The organism is Nocardioides taihuensis, from assembly GCF_042657275.1.
Classification (GTDB): domain Bacteria; phylum Actinomycetota; class Actinomycetes; order Propionibacteriales; family Nocardioidaceae; genus Nocardioides; species Nocardioides taihuensis.
This window is the reverse complement of the sequence record NZ_JBHSKD010000027.1, coordinates 294,698-312,387: the sequence shown is the minus strand read 5'-3', so window position 1 is coordinate 312,387 and position 17,690 is coordinate 294,698. Positions and strand designations below refer to the sequence as shown.

The 17,690-nt window shown below is 73.9% G+C and carries 11 protein-coding genes; 7 read left to right on the top strand and 4 right to left on the bottom strand.

The window, feature by feature from the left end; all coding sequences use genetic code 11:
* Positions 1-35 precede the first annotated feature (35 nt).
* The gene (polA, locus tag ACFPGP_RS19465) at positions 36-2,741 is read left to right on the top strand and encodes a DNA polymerase I (RefSeq protein ID WP_378592627.1); all 2,706 of its coding nucleotides are present in this window, start codon (positions 36-38) and stop codon (positions 2,739-2,741) included.
* Here polA and ACFPGP_RS19460 read toward each other — a convergent pair.
* Positions 2,738-4,027: a lipopolysaccharide biosynthesis protein gene (locus tag ACFPGP_RS19460; RefSeq protein ID WP_378592625.1), complete on the bottom strand. Its 1,290-nt coding sequence runs from the start codon at positions 4,025-4,027 to the stop codon at positions 2,738-2,740. The two genes, polA and ACFPGP_RS19460, sit on opposite strands and share 4 nt — an antisense overlap.
* 122 nt (positions 4,028-4,149) lie before the next feature.
* Here ACFPGP_RS19460 and ACFPGP_RS19455 point away from each other — a divergent pair, with 122 nt between their 5' ends.
* Genes ACFPGP_RS19455 through ACFPGP_RS19435 form a run of 5 tightly spaced genes read left to right on the top strand, consistent with a single transcriptional unit; the run spans position 4,150 to position 9,132 of the window.
* Entirely contained in the window at positions 4,150-5,025 is an 876-nt protein-coding gene (locus ACFPGP_RS19455; protein ID WP_378592624.1) for a decaprenyl-phosphate phosphoribosyltransferase, read from the top strand.
* A complete protein-coding gene (locus ACFPGP_RS19450; RefSeq protein WP_378592622.1) occupies positions 5,012-6,370 on the top strand; it encodes an FAD-binding protein in 1,359 nt (452 codons plus the stop codon). Before ACFPGP_RS19455 ends, ACFPGP_RS19450 begins: the two co-directional genes overlap by 14 nt.
* Positions 6,371-6,405: 35 nt before the next feature.
* Entirely contained in the window at positions 6,406-7,161 is a 756-nt protein-coding gene (locus ACFPGP_RS19445; RefSeq protein WP_378592621.1) for a decaprenylphospho-beta-D-erythro-pentofuranosid-2-ulose 2-reductase, read from the top strand.
* A 10-nt stretch (positions 7,162-7,171) separates the two neighbouring features.
* Positions 7,172-8,908: an MmpA family trehalose lipid delivery protein gene (locus ACFPGP_RS19440; RefSeq protein ID WP_378592619.1), complete on the top strand. Its 1,737-nt coding sequence runs from the start codon at positions 7,172-7,174 to the stop codon at positions 8,906-8,908.
* Between the two features lie 59 nt (positions 8,909-8,967).
* Positions 8,968-9,132 carry a hypothetical protein gene (locus ACFPGP_RS19435; protein ID WP_378592618.1) on the top strand — a complete coding sequence of 55 codons (165 nt, stop codon included), beginning with the start codon at positions 8,968-8,970 and terminating at the stop codon, positions 9,130-9,132.
* Between the two features lie 59 nt (positions 9,133-9,191).
* On the opposite strand, the gene ACFPGP_RS19430 is transcribed toward ACFPGP_RS19435, so the two are convergent.
* Positions 9,192-10,352 (bottom strand): glycosyltransferase family 4 protein, encoded by a 1,161-nt coding sequence (locus ACFPGP_RS19430; protein ID WP_378592616.1) that lies wholly within the window; start codon positions 10,350-10,352, stop codon positions 9,192-9,194.
* 67 nt (positions 10,353-10,419) lie between these two features.
* Here ACFPGP_RS19430 and ACFPGP_RS19425 point away from each other — a divergent pair, with 67 nt between their 5' ends.
* Positions 10,420-14,505: an alpha-(1->3)-arabinofuranosyltransferase domain-containing protein gene (locus ACFPGP_RS19425; RefSeq protein ID WP_378592614.1), complete on the top strand. Its 4,086-nt coding sequence runs from the start codon at positions 10,420-10,422 to the stop codon at positions 14,503-14,505.
* Here the strand turns inward: ACFPGP_RS19425 and ACFPGP_RS19420 are convergent.
* Both ACFPGP_RS19420 and ACFPGP_RS19415 read right to left on the bottom strand, forming a co-directional pair.
* On the bottom strand, positions 14,409-15,653 hold the full coding sequence (locus tag ACFPGP_RS19420; protein ID WP_378592612.1) for an acyltransferase family protein: 1,245 nt from the start codon (positions 15,651-15,653) through the stop codon (positions 14,409-14,411). The genes ACFPGP_RS19425 and ACFPGP_RS19420 overlap by 97 nt on opposite strands.
* The gene (locus tag ACFPGP_RS19415; RefSeq protein WP_378592610.1) at positions 15,650-17,509 is read right to left on the bottom strand and encodes a hypothetical protein; all 1,860 of its coding nucleotides are present in this window, start codon (positions 17,507-17,509) and stop codon (positions 15,650-15,652) included. Before ACFPGP_RS19415 ends, ACFPGP_RS19420 begins: the two co-directional genes overlap by 4 nt.
* Positions 17,510-17,690: the final 181 nt, after the last annotated feature.

The following is a 17,690-nucleotide window of genomic DNA, read 5'->3' as shown; positions in this document are numbered from 1 at the left end:
GACGCAGTGTCCGTGGCGACGGCTAGGCTCGGCGCGTGCCCGAGACCGACACCCGTCCCGACACCGCCGGGCGCCCCCGGCTCCTGCTCCTCGACGGCCACTCCCTGGCCTATCGCGCGTTCTTCGCGCTGCCGGTGGAGAACTTCTCGACCACCGCGGGTCAGCACACCAACGCGGTCTACGGCTTCACCTCGATGCTGGTCAACGTGCTGCGTGACGAGCAGCCGACCCACGTCGCCGTCGCCTTCGACGTCTCGCGCCAGACCTTCCGGCTCGAGCAGTACGCCGAGTACAAGGCCAAGCGCAACAAGACGCCCTCCGAGTTCAGCAGCCAGCTGCCGATCATCGAGCAGCTGCTCACCCAGTTCGGCATCACCTACCTCAAGAAGGACGGGTTCGAGGCCGACGACATCATCGCCACGCTGACCACCCGGGCGGTGGCCGCCGGCATGGAGGTGCTGATCCTCACCGGTGACCGCGACTCGCTCCAGCTCGTCAGCGACGACGCGACCGTCCTCTACCCCATGCGCGGCGTCTCCGACCTCGCCCGGATGACGCCCGAGGCCGTCGAGGCCAAGTACGGCGTGCCGCCGCAGCGCTACCCCGAGCTCGCGGCGATCGTGGGGGAGACCTCCGACAACCTGCCCGGAGTGCCCGGCGTCGGCCAGGGCTTCGCGGCCAGGTGGATCAACGAGTACGACGGCCTCGACAACGTCATCACCAACGCCGACAAGATCACCGGCAAGAAGGGCGAGGCGCTGCGCGAGCACCTCGGCGACGTGATCCGCAACCGCCGCCTCAACGCCCTGGTCTGCGACCTCGACCTCGAGCACGAGCCCGGCGACCTGGTCCTCCAGCCGTGGGACCGGCACGGGGCGCTGACCATGTTCGACGACCTCGAGTTCCGCGGCGAGCTGCGCACCCGCACCATCGACACGCTCGGCCCGGAGGAGGAGCCGCTCGAGGAGGGCGGCTTCGAGCTGGCCGGGCGGCGGCTCGGCCCGGGCGAGGTCGGCGCGTTCCTCGACGAGCTCGGCACCGAGCACGTCGGGGTCCACGTCCGCGGCCACTGGGGGTCGGGCACCGGCTCCGTGGAGGGCATCGCGGTCGCCGACGCCTCCGGCCGCGCGGCGTACGTCGACGTGGCGGAGCTCTCGCCCGAGGACGACGCCGCGCTCGGTGCCTGGCTGGCCGACCCGACGCGCCCCAAGGTGCTGCACGACGCCAAGGGCCCCGACCACGCGCTGGCCTCGCACGGCTGGCGGCTCGAGGGCCTGGTGAGCGACACGGCGCTGGCCGCCTACCTCGTCCAGCCCGACCAGCGCTCCTACGACCTCTCCGACCTGACCCTGCGCTACCTGCGCCGGGAGCTGCGCACCGAGCGCGAGCCCGACCAGGACGCCCTCTTCGAGGACCCCGCAGGCGGCCAGGACGCGGCCGAGACCGCGATGCTGCACGCGCGGGCCGTGATCGACCTCGCCGAGGCGCTCGACGGCGAGGTCGAGGCCGCAGGCGGCACCCGCCTGCTCGCCGAGGTCGAGCTGCCGCTGGTCCGGGTGCTCGAGGACATGGAGCGGGTCGGCATCGCCGTCGACACCGAGCACCTCGAGCAGCTCGAGGAGCACTTCGCCGCCGAGGTGCGGCGCGCGGCCGACGACGCCTTCGCGGTGATCGGCAAGGAGATCAACCTCGGCTCGCCCAAGCAGCTGCAGGTCGTGCTCTTCGACGAGCTCGACATGCCCAAGACCAAGCGCACCAAGACCGGCTACACCACCGACGCCGACGCGCTCCAGCAGCTCTACGTCAAGACCGAGCACCCGTTCCTGCTCCACCTGCTGCGCCACCGTGACGTGGCCCGCCTCCGGCAGACGATCGAGGGCCTGCTCAAGACGGTGGCCCCCGACGGGCGGATCCACACGACGTTCAACCAGATGATCGCGGCGACCGGGCGGCTCTCCAGCACCGACCCCAACCTGCAGAACATCCCCATCCGCACCGAGGAGGGCCGCCGGATCCGCGAGGGCTTCGTGGTCGGCCCGGGGTTCGAGTGCCTGATGACCGCCGACTACAGCCAGGTCGAGATGCGGATCATGGCCCACCTCTCCGAGGACGCCGGGCTGATCGAGGCGTTCCGGTCGGGCCGCGACTTCCACTCGATCACCGCCGCGCGGGTCTTCGACGTCGACCCCGACGCCGTCACGGTCGAGATGCGGGCCAAGATCAAGGCGATGAACTACGGCCTCGCCTACGGGCTGTCGGCCTTCGGCCTCGGCCAGCAGCTCCGGATCGAGCCCGGCGAGGCGCGGGCGCTGATGGACGAGTACTTCGAGACCTTCGGCGGCGTGCGCGACTACCTCCACGGCGTGGTCGACGAGGCGCGCAAGGCCGGGTTCACCGAGACGGTGTGGGGCCGGCGCCGCTACCTGCCCGACCTCACCAGCGACAACCGCCAGCGCCGCGACATGGCCGAGCGGATGGCGCTCAACGCCCCCATCCAGGGGTCGGCCGCCGACCTGGTGAAGGTCGCCATGCTCAACGTCGACCGCGCGATCCGCGAGGCGGGCCTCACCTCACGCATGCTGCTGCAGGTGCACGACGAGCTCGTGCTCGAGGTCGCGCCGGGGGAGCGCGACCGGCTCGAGGAGCTGGTGCGCACCGAGATGGCCGGCGCGGCCGACCTCACCGTCCCGCTCGACGTCTCCGTCGGCACCGGCCACAGCTGGCACGAGGCCGCGCACTAGTCCTCGGCGCGTGCGGCCTCGCGGTCGGCGGCCAGGGCGGTCTGCCGGTCGCTGACCCGCCAGAGGGTCAGGCCGAGCAGGACCGCGAAGAGCGCCGCGTCGACCATCGTGACGGTGGTGACCAGACCGGACAGCGTGGTCACCCACGGGCTGAGCGCGAGCAGCACGACGACCGCCATCCAGATGACGTACGCCGAGCGCGTGCCGCGGCGGGCCAGCACCGAGTAGACGAGCAGCTGGATGAGCGCGAGCAGCGTGCCGAGCACCGCGAAGCGCGGCAGCAACGACTCGACCTCGCCGTACTCCGCGCCACCGACGAAGACCATCGCGACGTCGGAGAGCACCCAGGCCCCGATGGTGCAGATCAGGCCGATCAGGAAGACCAGCCCCAGGCTCTGCAGGAGCGCGCGGCGGCGCTGCTCGGGCGTCGACATCGACGGGAACGCGATCACGACCACGAACTGCGGGAGGAAGAGCACTGCCTTGGTGAGGATCAGACCACCGGCGTAGAGGCCCGCCTCGTGCAGCGTGAGCACGTTGCGCGCGATCAGGATGTCGATGTTGGAGAGCACGAAGAAGGCCAGCAGGGCGAGCGACGCGGTCGTGGTCTCGCGGATCACGGGGCGCGCGTGGTGCTCGTCGCTCGACTCGCCGGGCTCGCGGTCGCGTCGCAGCGCGAACCAGCCGATGGTCGCCGGCACCAGGAGCGCGATCAGCACGCCGAACATCGCGCTGGTCTCCGACGGCCAGATGAGCAGGCACACGGTGCCGATCACCACGCGCGGCACGCCGACGCCGAGGAAGAGGAGGGCCAGCGGGAACCAGCGGCGCTCGCCCTGGAGGATGCCGGCCTGGCCGCCCATGATCGTGAGGGGGACCGCGGCGAAGGCGAGCAGCACCGCCGAGACCGGGCTGTCGAGACGGAGCACGACCCACACCGCCGGGGCGAGCACGAGCATCAGCGCCCCGAGCGCGAGGGCCGCGCGGTAGGTCACCCGCAGGATGGTCAGCTCGATCTGCGCGACGTGCCCGGGCGTCGCGGCGATCCGGCGGGCCGCGGTCGCCTGGAGGCCGAGCTGGAGCACCCCCATCACCAGCAGCAGGGCCATCAGGCCGGCCACGGCGCCGTACTCCTGCGGACCGAGGAGGCGGGCGGCGACCATCTGGAAGCCGTAGGTGGCGATGTTCATGACGCCCATCGCCACCGCGATGCCCACGCTCCCGCGCAGCATCCCGCGCAGGCCGGAGCCGCCCGGCGCCGCACCCCGCTCGGTGGTCGTCGTCACCGTTCGAGGGTAGTCGTTGGCACCACGCCTCCGCGCGGGAACCGGCCCGGCTCCGCACCGCGGCGGACCCAACGCCCCCGGGCACGTCCCCCGCGGCCCTAGACTGCGCGCGGAGCGAGGAGGTGGGCGCGGTGGTCGGCGCCGTGGTGCGCGGGATGCGCGTCCGCCAGTGGGTGAAGAACCTGCTGGTCGTGGCCGCGCCCGTGGCGGCCGGGCAGCTGCTCGAGCCCGAGGTCCTGGTCCCGACCCTCCTCGCCCTCGTCGGTTTCTGCCTGCTCTCCTCGTCGGTCTACCTGGTCAACGACTGCGCGGACGCCGAGGCCGACCGCCAGCACCCGGTGAAGAAGGCCCGCCCGGTGGCCGCCGGCGAGCTCACGGTGCCGGTCGCGCTGACGGTCGCGGCGTTGCTGGCGGCGGTCGCGCTCGGTCTCGGGGCCCTGGCCAGCCTGGAGCTGGTGCTGGTCATGGTCGGCTACCTCGTGCTCCAGGTGCTGTACGCCGTGTGGCTCAAGCACGAGCCGGTGCTCGACCTCGCCGTGGTCACCCTGGGCTTCCTGCTGCGCACCGTGGCCGGCGGCCTCGCCGCCGAGATCCCGATCTCGCAGTGGTTCCTGCTCGTTGCCGGCTTCGGGTCGCTGTTCGTGGTGGCGGGCAAGCGCTACTCCGAGCTGCACACCCTGGGCAGCGAGGCCGGCACCCGGCGCAGCCTGGTCCGCTACACCGACACCTACCTGCGCTTCGTCTGGAGCATCGCGGCCGGCGCGACGGTGATGTCCTACAGCCTCTGGGCCTTCGAGAACGGCGCGGGAGCCGACATCCCGTGGCACATGATCTCGATCGCGCCGTTCGTGGTCGCGATGCTGCGCTACGCCGTCGACATCGACGCGGGCACCGCGGCCGAGCCCGAGGAGATCGTCTGGCGCGACCGGATGCTCCAGGGCATCGGGGTGCTCTGGCTGGTGGTCTTCCTCCTGGGGGTGGCCGGTGCCGGCACCTGAGAGCGCGCCCCGCACGTTGCTGGCGGGCTGGGGACGCACCGCGCCGTCCGCGGCCACCGTCGTCGCCGCCGGACCCGCCGACGTCGCCCGCCTGGTCACCGGGGCGGGCGAGCGCGGCCTGATCGCCCGCGGTCTGGGCCGCTCCTACGGCGACGCCGCGCAGTCGGCCGGTGGCACGGTGCTCGACCCGCTCCCCGCGTCGTACGTCGTGGACCCCGCGGCCGGCACCCTCACCGCCTCGGCCGGCACGACGTTCGAGGCGCTCGTGCGCGACCTGCTCCCGCAGGGCTGGTTCGTGCCCGTGACACCCGGGACCCGTCAGGTCACCCTCGGCGGGGCGATCGCCTGCGACGTGCATGGCAAGAACCACCACCGCTCGGGCAGCCTGGGCCACCACGTGCGCTCGCTGACGCTCGTCGACGGCACCGGCACGACCCGCGTCGTGGGTCCGGACGGCGACGACGCCGACCTCTTCTGGGCCACCGTGGGCGGGATGGGTCTCACCGGGGTGGTGCTCGAGGCGACGCTCGACCTGTTGCCGGTCGAGACCGGCTGGATGAGCGTCGACACCAGCCGTCTGCCCGACCTCGACGCGGTGATGGCCGTGATGCGCGAGGCCGACCGCACGCACACCTACTCCGTGGCCTGGATCGACACGCTCGCCGGCGGCCGCCGGCTCGGCCGCTCGGTGCTCACCACCGGCGAGCACGCGTCACGGGCCGCACTGGCCGGCACCGCCGCGCACGACCCCCAACGCGTGCCCGGCGGTCCGCTGCTGCGGGTCCCGCCGGTGGTGCCGCCGGGACTGGTGACGCGGGCGTCGGTGCGCGCCTTCAACGAGGTGTGGTTCCGCAAGGCGCCGCGGCAGCGCACCGGTGAGCTGCAGCCGGTGGCGACGTTCTTCCACCCGCTCGACGGCGTCGCGGACTGGAACCGCCTCTACGGCCCGCGCGGTTTCGTGCAGTACCAGCTGGTGGTCCCCGACGCCGCCCACGAGACCGTGCGCCGCGTCCTCGAGCGGGTGGTCCGCGCCGGGCACCCGTCGTTCCTGTCGGTGCTCAAGCGGCTCGGCCCGGGCAACCCGGGGATGCTGTCCTTCCCCGACGCCGGCTGGACCCTCGCCCTCGACCTGCCGGTGCACCCGGGCCTCCGAACGCTGTTCGCGGCCCTCGACGAGGAGGTCGTGGCGGCCGGCGGCCGGGTCTACCTCGCCAAGGACGCCCGCGTCCCCGCCCGCCTGCTGCCGGCCATGTACCCCCGCCTCGCGGAGTTCCGCGAGGTCCGCGAGCGCCTGGACCCGCACCACGTCCTGCGCTCCGACCTGTCCCGGCGGCTCGGGCTCTGACCCGCGCCGCCCACCCACTGCTCCCGGAGGAACCCGTGATCGACGCACTCGGCCAGCCCCAGTCGGTGCTCGTGCTCGGCGGCACCAGCGACATCGCGCTCGCCACCGTCGAGGAGTGGGCGCACACCGGCCGCCCCCGCGTCGTGCTGGCTGCCCGGCCGTCGGCGCGGCGCGACGAGGCGGTCGCCCGCCTGGCCGCCCTCGGCCTCGAGGTCGAGGCGCTCGACTTCGACGCCACCGCCACCGACAGCCACCCGGCGCTGGTCGAGCAGGTCGCCGCGCAGGGGGACATCGACGTGGCGCTGGTGGCCTTCGGGGTGCTCGGCGACGAGGAGCAGGCCTGGCACGACCACGCGAGCGCGGTCGAGCACGCGCAGGTCAACACGGTGGGGGCGATCAGCGTCGGCGTCTGCCTCGCCGCCGTCCTCGAGCGTCAGGGCCACGGCTGCGTGGTGGCCCTCTCGACGGTGGCGGCCGAGCGGGTGCGCCGCTCCAACTTCGTGTACGGCGCGACCAAGGCGGGCATGGACGGCTTCTACCTGGGCCTCGGCGAGGCCCTGCGCGGCTCGGGTGCCCACGTGCTCGTCGTCCGGCCCGGGTTCGTCCGCACCCGGATGACCGAGGGCCGCGACCCCGCCCCCCTCGCGGTCGACGCCGCGGACGTCGCGCGCGCGATCGTGCGGGGCGTCGCCGAGCGCCGGACCCTGGTGTGGGTGCCGGGCCCGCTGCGCCCCGTGATGTCGGCGCTGCGCCACGTGCCGCGTCCGCTGTTCCGCCGGCTGCCGGTCTGACCACGCCGCGATGGCCCCCACCACCTCCACCTCGCGGGTGCAGCAGCTGCTGCCCGCGGCGTGGTGCGTCGTGCTGGTGGGGCTGCTCCTCGGCCCGGCGCTCGGGCCGGGCTTCCTGCTGACCTACGACCTCGTCTGGGTGCCCGACCTCGCGCTGCGCCCCGACTTCCTCGGCACGGGTGGTGCGCTGCCCCGCGCGGTGCCGTCCGACGCCGTCGTCGCGGTGGTCGACGCCCTGGTCCCGGGGATGCTGCTGGAGAAGCTGGTGCTTGCCGGGTCCCTCGTGGCCGCGGGCCTCGGCGCCGCCCGGCTGGTCGGCCCCCGGCTGTCCGCCCGGTTGGTGGCGGTCTCACTGGCGGTCTGGAACCCCTTCGTCGTCGAGCGCCTCTGGCTGGGGCACTGGACGGTCCTCGTCGGGTACGCCTGCCTGCCCTGGCTGGCCGGGGCGGCGATCCGTGCCCGGCGCGAGCGGCGGGTGCCCGTGAGCCTGCCGCTGCTGCTGCCGCTGGCCAGCCTCAGCGCCAGCGCCGGGGTCACCTCCGCGGTCGTCGTGCTCGCGCTCGGCGTGTCCCTGTCCCGCGAGGGCGGGTCGCGTCGTACGTCGGCGTGGCTGGTGCTCGCCGTCGTCGCCGCCAACGCGCCCTGGCTCGTCGCCGGCCTGCTCCACGCCGGCACGGCCGACATCACCGCCTCGACCGAGCAGTTCGGCCTGCACGGCGACGGGCTCCCGGCGCCGCTCGCCGCCCTGTCGATGGCCGGCATCTGGAACGCCCAGGTCGTCCCCGGCACCCGAGACGGCCTGCTGCTGCCCCTGCTCTTCCTCTCCTTCCTGGTGGCCCTGGCCGCCCTGGGCTGGCCACGCGCCCGGGCGCGCCTGGGTCGGCGCACGACGGCCGGTCTGGTCGGCTGCTGGGCCGCGGGCATCGCGGTCGCGGTGCTGACCTGGCTCGCGCCCGGCGCGGTCGACGCGCTGGCGGGCGCCGTGCCGGGGGCCGGGCTGGTCCGTGACGGCAGCCGCACGCTGGCGCTGGCCCTGCCGCTGCTCGTCGTGCTCGCCGGCGCCGGCGCCGAGGAGCTCGTGGACCGCTGCGCACGGCGGGGCTCGCGCGAGCTGGGGCTGCTGCTCGCTGCGGCGGCCACGCTGGTCCCGGTGGCGGTGCTGCCCGACGCCGCGTGGGGCATCGGCGGCGAGCTGCGCCCGGCCGACTACCCGGCGGACTGGGCGACGGCCCGCTCCGCGCTGGCCGACGCCGACCCGCCCGGCGACCTCCTCGTGCTCCCCGCCGGCGCCTACCGGGCCCCGGAGTGGAACCACGGCCGCACGGTGCTCGACCCGCTGGGCCGCTACCTGACGATGGACTGGGTCAGCGACGACACCCTCGTCGTGGACGACGTGACCATCCCCGGCGACGACCCCCGGATCCCGCGGGTCGAGCAGGCCCTGGCGCAGCCGCCCGGGGCGCGTGCGGCGCTGCTCGCCGACCTCGGCATCGGGGCGGTGGCGGTGGAGAAGGACGCGAGCCCCCCGGCGCCCGAGGCGCCGGCCGTGCCGGGCACCGTCGTGGCCGACGGCGCGACGCTGCGCGTGGTGGTGCTCGACGAGGACGTCACGGTCCGCGAGCGCCCCGCCGGCTGGGTGCTGGCCCTCGCGCTCGCGTGGTCGGCGTACGTCGGGTGCGCCCTCGTCGGCGTGGCCCTCGCCGTGGTGCGGACGGCGCGTCGACGCCGGTCTGGCCGGGCTCCCTGAGGAGTCCGCGGTCGTTGCTACCAGGTGGTACGGTTCACCGCGGAGAGGGAGGGAATCACATGGGTGGCGGCATTGTGCTCACCGGCGTGGGGCTGATCGTCGGAGCCGGCCTCGGCTGGGTGTCGATCTACGGTCTGGTCACGTCGCAGACGTCGACCGACGGCACGTCGCCGGTCAACGCGGACACCAACTCGATCCAGTACGGCACCACGACCAACCAGTGACCGACGGCTGAGCCGTCCTCCTGCCCCGCCGGCCATCGCCCGGGGCCAGCGCTCCGGGGTCAGCGCTCGGGCACGTCCTGGCTGGCGACGACCTCGCCGCGCAGCGCCGACGCGAGCACGTGCGCGAACGCCGACTGCGACTCCTCCCAGGTGAAGCCACCGCTGTAGCGGCGCGCGCTCTCGGAGAACGTCGCCAGCAGCGCGGGGTCGGAGAGCAGCTTGCGGGTGGTGGCGACCATCTCGTCGCGGCTGTCGACCAGCACGCCGGAGACGCCGTCCTGGATCGACTCGCGCGTCCCGCCCGACGCGGCGTAGGCGACGGTCGGGGTCCCGTGCTGGGCGGCCTCGCCGACGACGAGCCCCCACCCCTCCTTGATCGAGGGCAGCAGCTGCAGCCAGGCGGCCTCGTAGATCTCCTGCTTGCGCTCCTCGGAGACCTGCCCCTCGAAGACGACGGTGTCGCCGGCGTCGAGCTCGGCGGCGTACTCCTTGAGCGTCGGCGCCCACCAGCCGTCGCCGACGACGTGCAGCCTGATGTCGGGGAACTCCCGGCGCAGGTCGACCACCGTGGCGATCGCGTGCTCCACCCGCTTGTGGGGGACCAGCCGGCCGACCACGCACAGCGTCGGGTGGGGCGAGCGGTTCGGCCCGACCTCGAGCACGGGGTCGGTGCCGGTGTGGACCACTGCGATCTGGCGCGGCCGGACGCCGAGCTCCTCGAGCTCGCCCATGGTCGCGCGCGAGATCGTGACGTACTGCCGCTTGCGGTAGAGCCGCGGCGCGAGCTCGCTCTCGATCCACCAGCCGACCCGGCCGGTGGTGCCCGGGTACACGATCGGCCACTGCTCGCGGTGGACGTGGTAGACGAGCACCACGACGGGCACCCGGGTCACGACGGGGGAGAAGAACGGCAGGCCGTTCTGCACGTCGACGACGAGGTCGACCTTGCCGAACCGGCCCCGCAGCAGCTGCTCCATGCCGCGGGCGTAGACCGACATCTTCGAGCCGCGCCGCACGAAGCGGATGCCGTCGTGCACCTCCTGGTCGGCGGCAGCGGCGTACGCCGCGGAGAAGACGGTGACCCGGCAGCCGCGCTCGACCAGCCCCTCGGCCATCTTCTCGAGGTAGCGCTCGGCCCCGCCGCCCTCCGGGTTGCCCGAGTCGCGCCAGCTCAGGAACACGACGTGTTTCCCGGCGAGAGTGGCAGCGTCCTGGGGCACGTGCGCAGGTTAGCCCGGCTCCGCCCCGGATGCCGCTTCGAGGATACTGCCGGGTAGGGTTCCCGCCATGCCGGCGGCACCCGTGGCGTCTCGCGCGACGTCCCCGATCCGGCTGTGGGTCTACGGCCTCGGGCTCGCCCTCCTCGCCTTCGTGCAGCGACCCGGGCTGATGGTGGCCGACACCAAGTTCGACCTCGTGGTCGACCCCGGGCGCTTCCTCGCCCGGGCCCTGCAGATGTGGGACAGCACCGCGTCGTTCGGCCAGATCCAGAACCAGGCGTACGGCTACTTCTTCCCGATGGGTCCGTTCTTCTGGCTGGGGGAGCAGGCGCACCTCGACATGTGGGTGGTCCAGCGCCTGTGGTGGACCCTCCTCCTGTGCCTCGCCTTCTTCGGGGTGCTCAAGGTCGCCGAGGCGCTCGACCTCGGGGCGCCGTGGGCGCGCGTCGTGGCCGCCTTCGCCTACGCCCTCGGCTGCCACGTGACGACCGTGGTCGGGGCGACCAGCATCGAGGTGTGGCCCGGTGCCCTGGCTCCGTGGCTGCTGTGGTGCGTCGTGCGCGGCACGACCGGGGGGTCCGAACGACGGTGGGCCGCGGGCGCGGGCCTGGTGATGTTCGCCTGCGGCGGGGTGAACGCGGCCGCGGTGGTGGCGGTGCTCCCGCTGAGCGTGTGCTGGCTGCTCACGCGCCGCGGCCGCCGGGCCTGGGTCTTCGCCGGGTGGTGGGTGCTGTTCACCGGCCTGGCCACGCTGTGGTGGGTGGTGCCGCTGCTGCTGATGGGCGCCTACAGCTTCCCGTTCCTCGACTACATCGAGAGCGCCAGCGTCACCACGCTGCCCACCGACCTGCCCAACGTGCTCGCCGGCACCTCGCACTGGGTCTACTTCTACAGCTCCTCGCTGTTCCCGGCGGGCTACGACCTGGCCACCAACCCCTACCTGCTGCTCGACGCCCTTGTCCTGGCCGCCCTCGGGATCGCGGGCATCGCGCGCACCGACAACCCCCACCGCGGCTTCCTGTTCCTCGGGCTGGTGACCGGCCTGCTGGCGGTGTCCTTCGGCTACACCGGCGGTGGTCACGGCTGGTTCGCCGAGGCCCGGCAGGCCTCGCTGGACGGCGTCCTCGCGCCGCTGCGCAACCTGCACAAGTTCGACAACGTGCTGCGCCTCCCGCTGGTGCTCGGCGCCGCCCACCTGCTGGGCCGGCTCCGGCTCGCGGGGCCCTCCGCGGAGACCCTGCACCGGGTGGTGGCCGGGGTGGCCTGCCTGGCCCTCATCGCGATCGCGTCGCCGTGGTGGCTGGCGCCCCGCGTCGCGCCGTCGGGCCCGATCGAGTCGGTGCCGCAGTACTGGCGCGACGCTGCGGACTACCTCGACGCGCACGACGGCGGCACCACGTCGCTCGTCGTCCCGGCCGCCGGCACCGCGCTCTACGAGTGGGGCTACCCCCGCGACGACGTGATGCAGCCGCTGGCCGGCGCGCCCTGGGCCACCCGCAACGTGATCCCGTTCGCCCAGCCGGGCAGCGTCACCTTCCTCAACCAGCTCACCGACGTCCTCGAGTCGGGGCGACCCGACCCGCACCTCGCCCCGGTCCTCGCCGCGAACGGCGTCCGGTACGTCGTGGTCCGCAACGACCTCGACCTGGGCGCGACCGGCGCCCCCGACCCGGTGCTGCTGCACGCGGTGCTCGACGGCTCGCCCCACCTCGAGCGGGTCGCGGGCTTCGGCCCCGAGCTGGGCTTCCCCTCCGCGTCCCTCGACGACGACAGCGTCAAGGTGGCGGTGGCGGGCGGGCTGTCCGGCCGCTACCGGGCCGTCGAGGTCTACGAGGTCACGCTGCCCGTCGACACCGCCTCGGTCGTGGACACCGCCGGGGTGCGGGTCGCGCCGGGCGGGGCCCCGGGTGACGGTCTCTGGACGGGCGACACCGCACCGACCGTGCTCGGCGACCCCGGTGAGGCCGCCGAGGGCGCCGGCGTCGTGCTGTCCGACGGCCTGCAGCGCCGCGAGGAGGACTTCGCGGTGGTCCGGGAGGTGGTCTCGGCGACCATGCAGGCCCTCCAGCCGTGGCGGATCAACCGCCCGGTCCACCAGCGGATCATGTTCCCCGACCAGGAGCGCTGGGAGTCGGTCACCGACTGGCGCGGCGTCGAGGGCGTGAGCGCGAGCTCCAGCGCCGCGTGGCCGGACGCCCGCCCGCCGATGGTGCGCGGCGACGCTCCCGACGCCGCGCTCGACGGGTCGCCCACCACGGCGTGGCGCTCCGGGCCCGGGAGCCGGGCTACCGGGCAGTGGTGGCAGCTCGACCTCCTGCCCGGCACCGAGGTCGACCGCGTCGACGTGCTGCTCGCCCCCGACACCCGGGTCACCCGGCTGGCCCTCGACAACGGCGAGGACCGGGTCGAGGTCGCGGCCGCCGACCCCGGTCAGCTGCAGACCGTGCGCACCGGGTTCGGCCCGTCCGACCGGCTGCGGATCACCGCGGTCGCGTCCAGGCGGGTGGCGGCCGACGACTCCTCGCCGCCGCCGTTCGCCCTGGCCGAGGTCGACGTCGACGGCGTCCACGCCGACCGCAGCGTGGCGCTGCCCATGCCCCCGGAGGGGCGCGGCGTCGGTGCGGTGACCCTCGTGCGCGACCAGGGCACCCCGCCGTGCGTGGCCACCAACGACACGACCGTGTGCCGCGACGACCGCAGCACGCTCGGGGACGACGGTGCCGACCTCGACCGGTCCTTCACCCTCCCGCAGGCCGGCGAGTTCGACTGGACCGTCGACGCCACCTGGGCCGTCGGTCCGTTGCCCGCCCAGGTGCTGGCCGGCCAGCTGCCGTTCCGGGTCGATGCGTCCGCGAGCGGATCGACGCACGTGCGCACCAGCACCCTGGCGATGCTCGACGACCGCGCCGACACGGCGTGGATCGGTCCCGTCGGCGACCCACCGGTCCTGCAGGTCACGCTCCCGCTGCCCGAGCGCCTCGGCACGGTCGTCTGGCGCACGGCGGAGGGCACGCCCGCGGTGGCCGCCACCCGGTTGCTGCTCACGGCGGGTGAGGAGACGCGGGCGGTGCGGCTCGACGAGGACGGCGTCGGTCACTTCCGGCCGCTGACCGCCAACGCCCTCACGATCGAGGTCATCGCGAGCGAGCCCGGCTTCGCCTCGAGCCCCCTCGCGCCCGACGTCGGCGAGGCGCCGCTGCCCGTGGGCGCCGGGACGCTCGAGCTGCGCGGCGTCGACAGCCGCCGCAACCTCCTCGACGCCTCCACGCAGGAGTTCGCGGGCCCGTGCGGCACCGGCCCCGTGGTCACGGTGGACGGCGCCCCCAGGAGCACGCGTTGGGCGACGTCGACCGCCGAGGCGTTGCGGGGCGAGGTGCGGGTGACGCCGTGCGGGGGTCCGCTGGAGCTCCGGGCCGGTGGCACCCGGGTCGTCGCCCGGGCGACGGACCTCTTCGTGGTCGACGCGGTCTCACTGGCACGTCCCGACCTGCCCACGGGGACGAGCACGCCGGTGACCTGGACCGACGGCAGCGGCGACACCCGCACGCTCGACGTGCCGGACGCCCCGGGCGAGCGCCTGCTCGTCGTGTCGCAGAACCTCAACGACGGGTGGGTGGCGACGCTCGGCGGCGACACCCTCGAGCCGCAGCTGGTCGACGGCTGGCGCCAGGGCTGGTGGCTGCCGGCCGGCACCGGCGGCACGGTCACGCTGACGTTCGAACCCCAGCCGTGGTTCGAGGCCGGCCTGGTCGTGGGGCTGCTCGGCGTCGTGGTGACCGTGGTCGGGCTGTTGCTGCGCCCGCGCCGCTGCCCCCGGCCCCGCTCGCGCCCGCGGCGGATCCCGCCGGTCGCGCGCGTGCTGCTCACCGTCGCCGCCTGCGGCCTCCTCGCGGGCACCGTCGGGGCCCTGATCGCCGCCGGCGTCGGGCTGGCGCTGCTGCTGGTGCGCCCGCTGCCGAGGTACGCCTGGATCGGCGCCGGTGCGGTGGCGCTCGTGGCCGCCGCGCTCGCGGCCCAGCTCCGGGTCGACCAGCCGATCCTGCGGGAGCCTTCGCTTCAGTGGCTGCTGGTCGGCGCCGTGGCGCTGGCCCTGCCGGTCTTCTCCCGGGGCCCGAACCGGCGCAGGCGCATGGCCGGCACCTCGATCAGGTAGTAGGTGAGCGTGGCCAGCGCGATGGTGCCGGCCATGGTGAGCGCGAAGACCATGCCCCAGTCCCCCGAGAAGGCTTGGTAGTCGGTGCGACGGAACACCTCGTGAAGCACGATCAGGTGCACGCAGAAGATGCCGTAGGAGATCTCCCCGAGGAAGAACGGGATCCGGTGGTTGCAGAAGCGGCGGATCCGCCCCTCGCCGAGGTCGCCGAAGACCAGCGGCAGCACGAGCAGGCCCCCGAAGATCGCGAACAGGGTCACCCGAGCCGCAGCCTCCCAGTGCGTCGGCGGCAGCAGGAGCAGGGGGCCGGCGACGGGGGTCGCCGAGATCGCGAAGACGAGGAACGCCGCGACCCAGCAGGCCGCGGGGTCCTGGGCGAGCCGGGCGAGGACGTGCCGCGGCGTACGCACGGTGTCGGCGGCGGAGACCACCGCGAAGGCCATCCCGATGCAGAACCACGGGAGGTAGCCCGGGAGCCACTGCTCGAAGTGGCCCTCCCGGCCGGGGATCGGGCCCACGGTCGCCTGCCACGCGACGCCGGCGACCGCGATCAGGCCGAGGACCACCAGCGCGCGGCGCTCGGAGAAGCGGCGGGCGCGCCCCAGGACCAGCAGCACGAACAGCGGCAGCAGCAGGTAGAACGCGACCTCGGTGGCCAGGCTCCACATCTGGGTCAGGCCGGTGGGCAGCAGGTCGGGCCAGTACAGCTGGGTCAGGGTGAGGTTGCGCAGCCACATGACGGGGGTGATCACCCCGTCGTTGTCGGGCTCGGTCGCCCACACCACGACGACGACGAACCAGTAGAGGGGCAGGATCCGGATCGCGCGCTTCCAGAAGTAGCGGCGCACCGAGGGCTGGGGGAGACCCTGCAGCGCGGCGAGGAAGAACGGCCGGCTCAGGAGGAACCCGGAGAGCACGAAGAAGATCGTCACGCCGGCGTTCATCCGGCCGAGCAGCGCGCCGGCGGGCCCGTCGACGACCTTCCCGGTGTCGAACGCCGTGTGCGTGGCCACCACCATGATCGCGCCGGCCGCGCGCATGCCGTTCAGGCCGGGGAACGCGTGGTGCAGGGCCGCAGGGGTCGCGGCGCCCTCGATGCCGGCGCCCGCGTCCGGGGCCGGGTCGCTCGCTCGTTCGGTGGAGGTCATGGCGCAGCGCTCCCGCTCTGGTCGTCGTCGCCGGGCTCCTGCGGCTGGGGGAAGCCCAGGCTGAGGTTCCCCACGCACACCCACCGTCCGGGCCCGGTGAGCGTGAGGGTCACCTCGTCGAAGTGGCCGTCGGCACGGAAGTAGAGGTTGCGCAGCCCCGGCTCGAGCGTCAGCTCGTGGGTCGTGTCACCCGCCTCGATCCGCACCCCGGTCGCCTGCTTGGTCGCGTAGGGCAGCCGAGCCCACCAGTCGGTGCCGTCGACGGTGTCGGTGAGCGGGAGGGTGACCGGTCTGCGGGCGGTCAGCCGGTCGACGCAGCCCTCCTCGGGACCCTCGGTCGTGACGACCGGGGCGACCCGAAGCGACCGGACGACCCCGTCGTCGTCGATGACGAAGATGTCGTCCTGGGCGACGTCGGGGAAGGTGAACCGGTCGTCGTACATGGCGAGCACGTACTTGTTGGTGTTGCGCGGGTAGTCGAAGCCCCACATCAGGTACTGCGGCACCGACACGTTGACCAGGGGGGTCGGGTCCTCGGGCGAGCCCAGCGTCCGGTCCACGTTGGCGAAGTAGTCGCGCGACTCCTTGCTCCCACGCCAGTGGTCGACGAAGCGCAGCGAGGACACGAGCGAGAGGCCGACGACCACGGCGGTGGCCAGCGCCATCACCTCGCGGTTGGCCAGCAGCGGGCTGGGGGCGGCGCCCGGGCGCGGCTCCACGGTCTCGACGGCGCCGCGGACGGCCATCGTCGCGAGCGCCGCGGCGAGGGGCGTGACCATGCCGAGCTCGGTCACGTAGCGGAACTCCAGGCCGATGGTGGACCCGATCACGCTGGCGCGGGCCGCCGCCACCAGCCCGAGGTCGGCGAGCACGAAGAAGAGCGGCAGCAGCCAGGCCCGGCGCGAGCGGAGGAAGGTGCGGTCGACGTGGACCACGAAGGCGACGGCGAGCAGCAGCGCCAGCAGCAGCACCGTGTCGGCAGGGTCGACCAGCTGGAAGGGCCCGGCGAGCACGGAGTAGTCGAGCGGCCCGCCGAACATGGCGGGGAGCCAGGCCTTGGTGACCATGTTCCCGATCAGGCCGGCCGCGGGCAGCGACTTGCCACCGGTGTCGGGCAGCGTCAGCGCGAATTGGACGTAGACCGCGATGAAGACCAGCCCCGTGAGCACGTGGGTGACCACGCCGGCGCGGTAGCGGGACCACACCTGGGCGAGCCGCTGGCGCGCTCCGCCGGAGGTGAACCAAGCGAGGGTGACGATCGCGACCGCGCCGTAGACGAGCAGGACCTTCTCGTAGAAGGCCAGGCACACCACGATCACGGCCACCGTCGCGAGCACCCACCGGAAGCGACCGCTGCGCAGGTAGGCGAGGTGGCACAGCAGCCCCCAGGCCAGCGCCACCTGGAGCGCGAGCTGGTTCACGCCGGCCGCCCACCAGATGAAGGCGTTGAGGGTGATCGCCGAGAACAGGTAGACCGCCAGCGCCGGGACGATGCCCCAGCGCGCGCCGAAGAGGCTGCGCAGCAGCAGGAGGAAGCCGACGCTGGCCAGGGCCTGCAGCCCGAGCAGGGTGAGGGCGTACGGCGTGAAGCCGAGGGGGTCGAGCTGCACGAAGAGCCAGGTCAGGGTGAGGCCCGCCGGCATGAAGTGCCCGGCGTACCCGGCCCCGACGAGGTCCCAGCTCCAGGGCTGGTCGTAGAGGCGCGAGATGAAGACGACGTCGTCGAACTGGAACCACGAGCCCAGGACGGCCCACCCGCGGAACGCCAGCTGGGCAGCGATCAGCAGCACGCAGACGAGGACCACGAGGCGGCCCTGCGCGGGGGCCGGCTGCTCCTCCCGGGGGCGGTCGGGCACGGGGGGACGATATCCCGGTCACCTGTGCGCGCCGGCATCACCGGGCGATCGCCGCGGCCGCTGCCCGGCGGCGGGCTACGCCGCGGTAACACCCGTCGGTAACACCTTCGTGAAAGTGTCGTGCGGGGGGGCTCGGCCGGGCTCGACCCCTGCTAGGTTGACCCCCGTCACGGGTGGGGGA

Coding starts and splice junctions, on each gene's coding strand:
- ACFPGP_RS19420 (WP_378592612.1), bottom strand. CDS start 15,653: ATGACCTCCACCGAACGAGCGAGCGACCCGGCCCCGGACGCGGGCGCC.
- ACFPGP_RS19440 (WP_378592619.1), top strand. CDS start 7,172: ATGGCCCCCACCACCTCCACCTCGCGGGTGCAGCAGCTGCTGCCCGCG.
- ACFPGP_RS19425 (WP_378592614.1), top strand. CDS start 10,420: ATGCCGGCGGCACCCGTGGCGTCTCGCGCGACGTCCCCGATCCGGCTG.
- ACFPGP_RS19435 (WP_378592618.1), top strand. CDS start 8,968: ATGGGTGGCGGCATTGTGCTCACCGGCGTGGGGCTGATCGTCGGAGCC.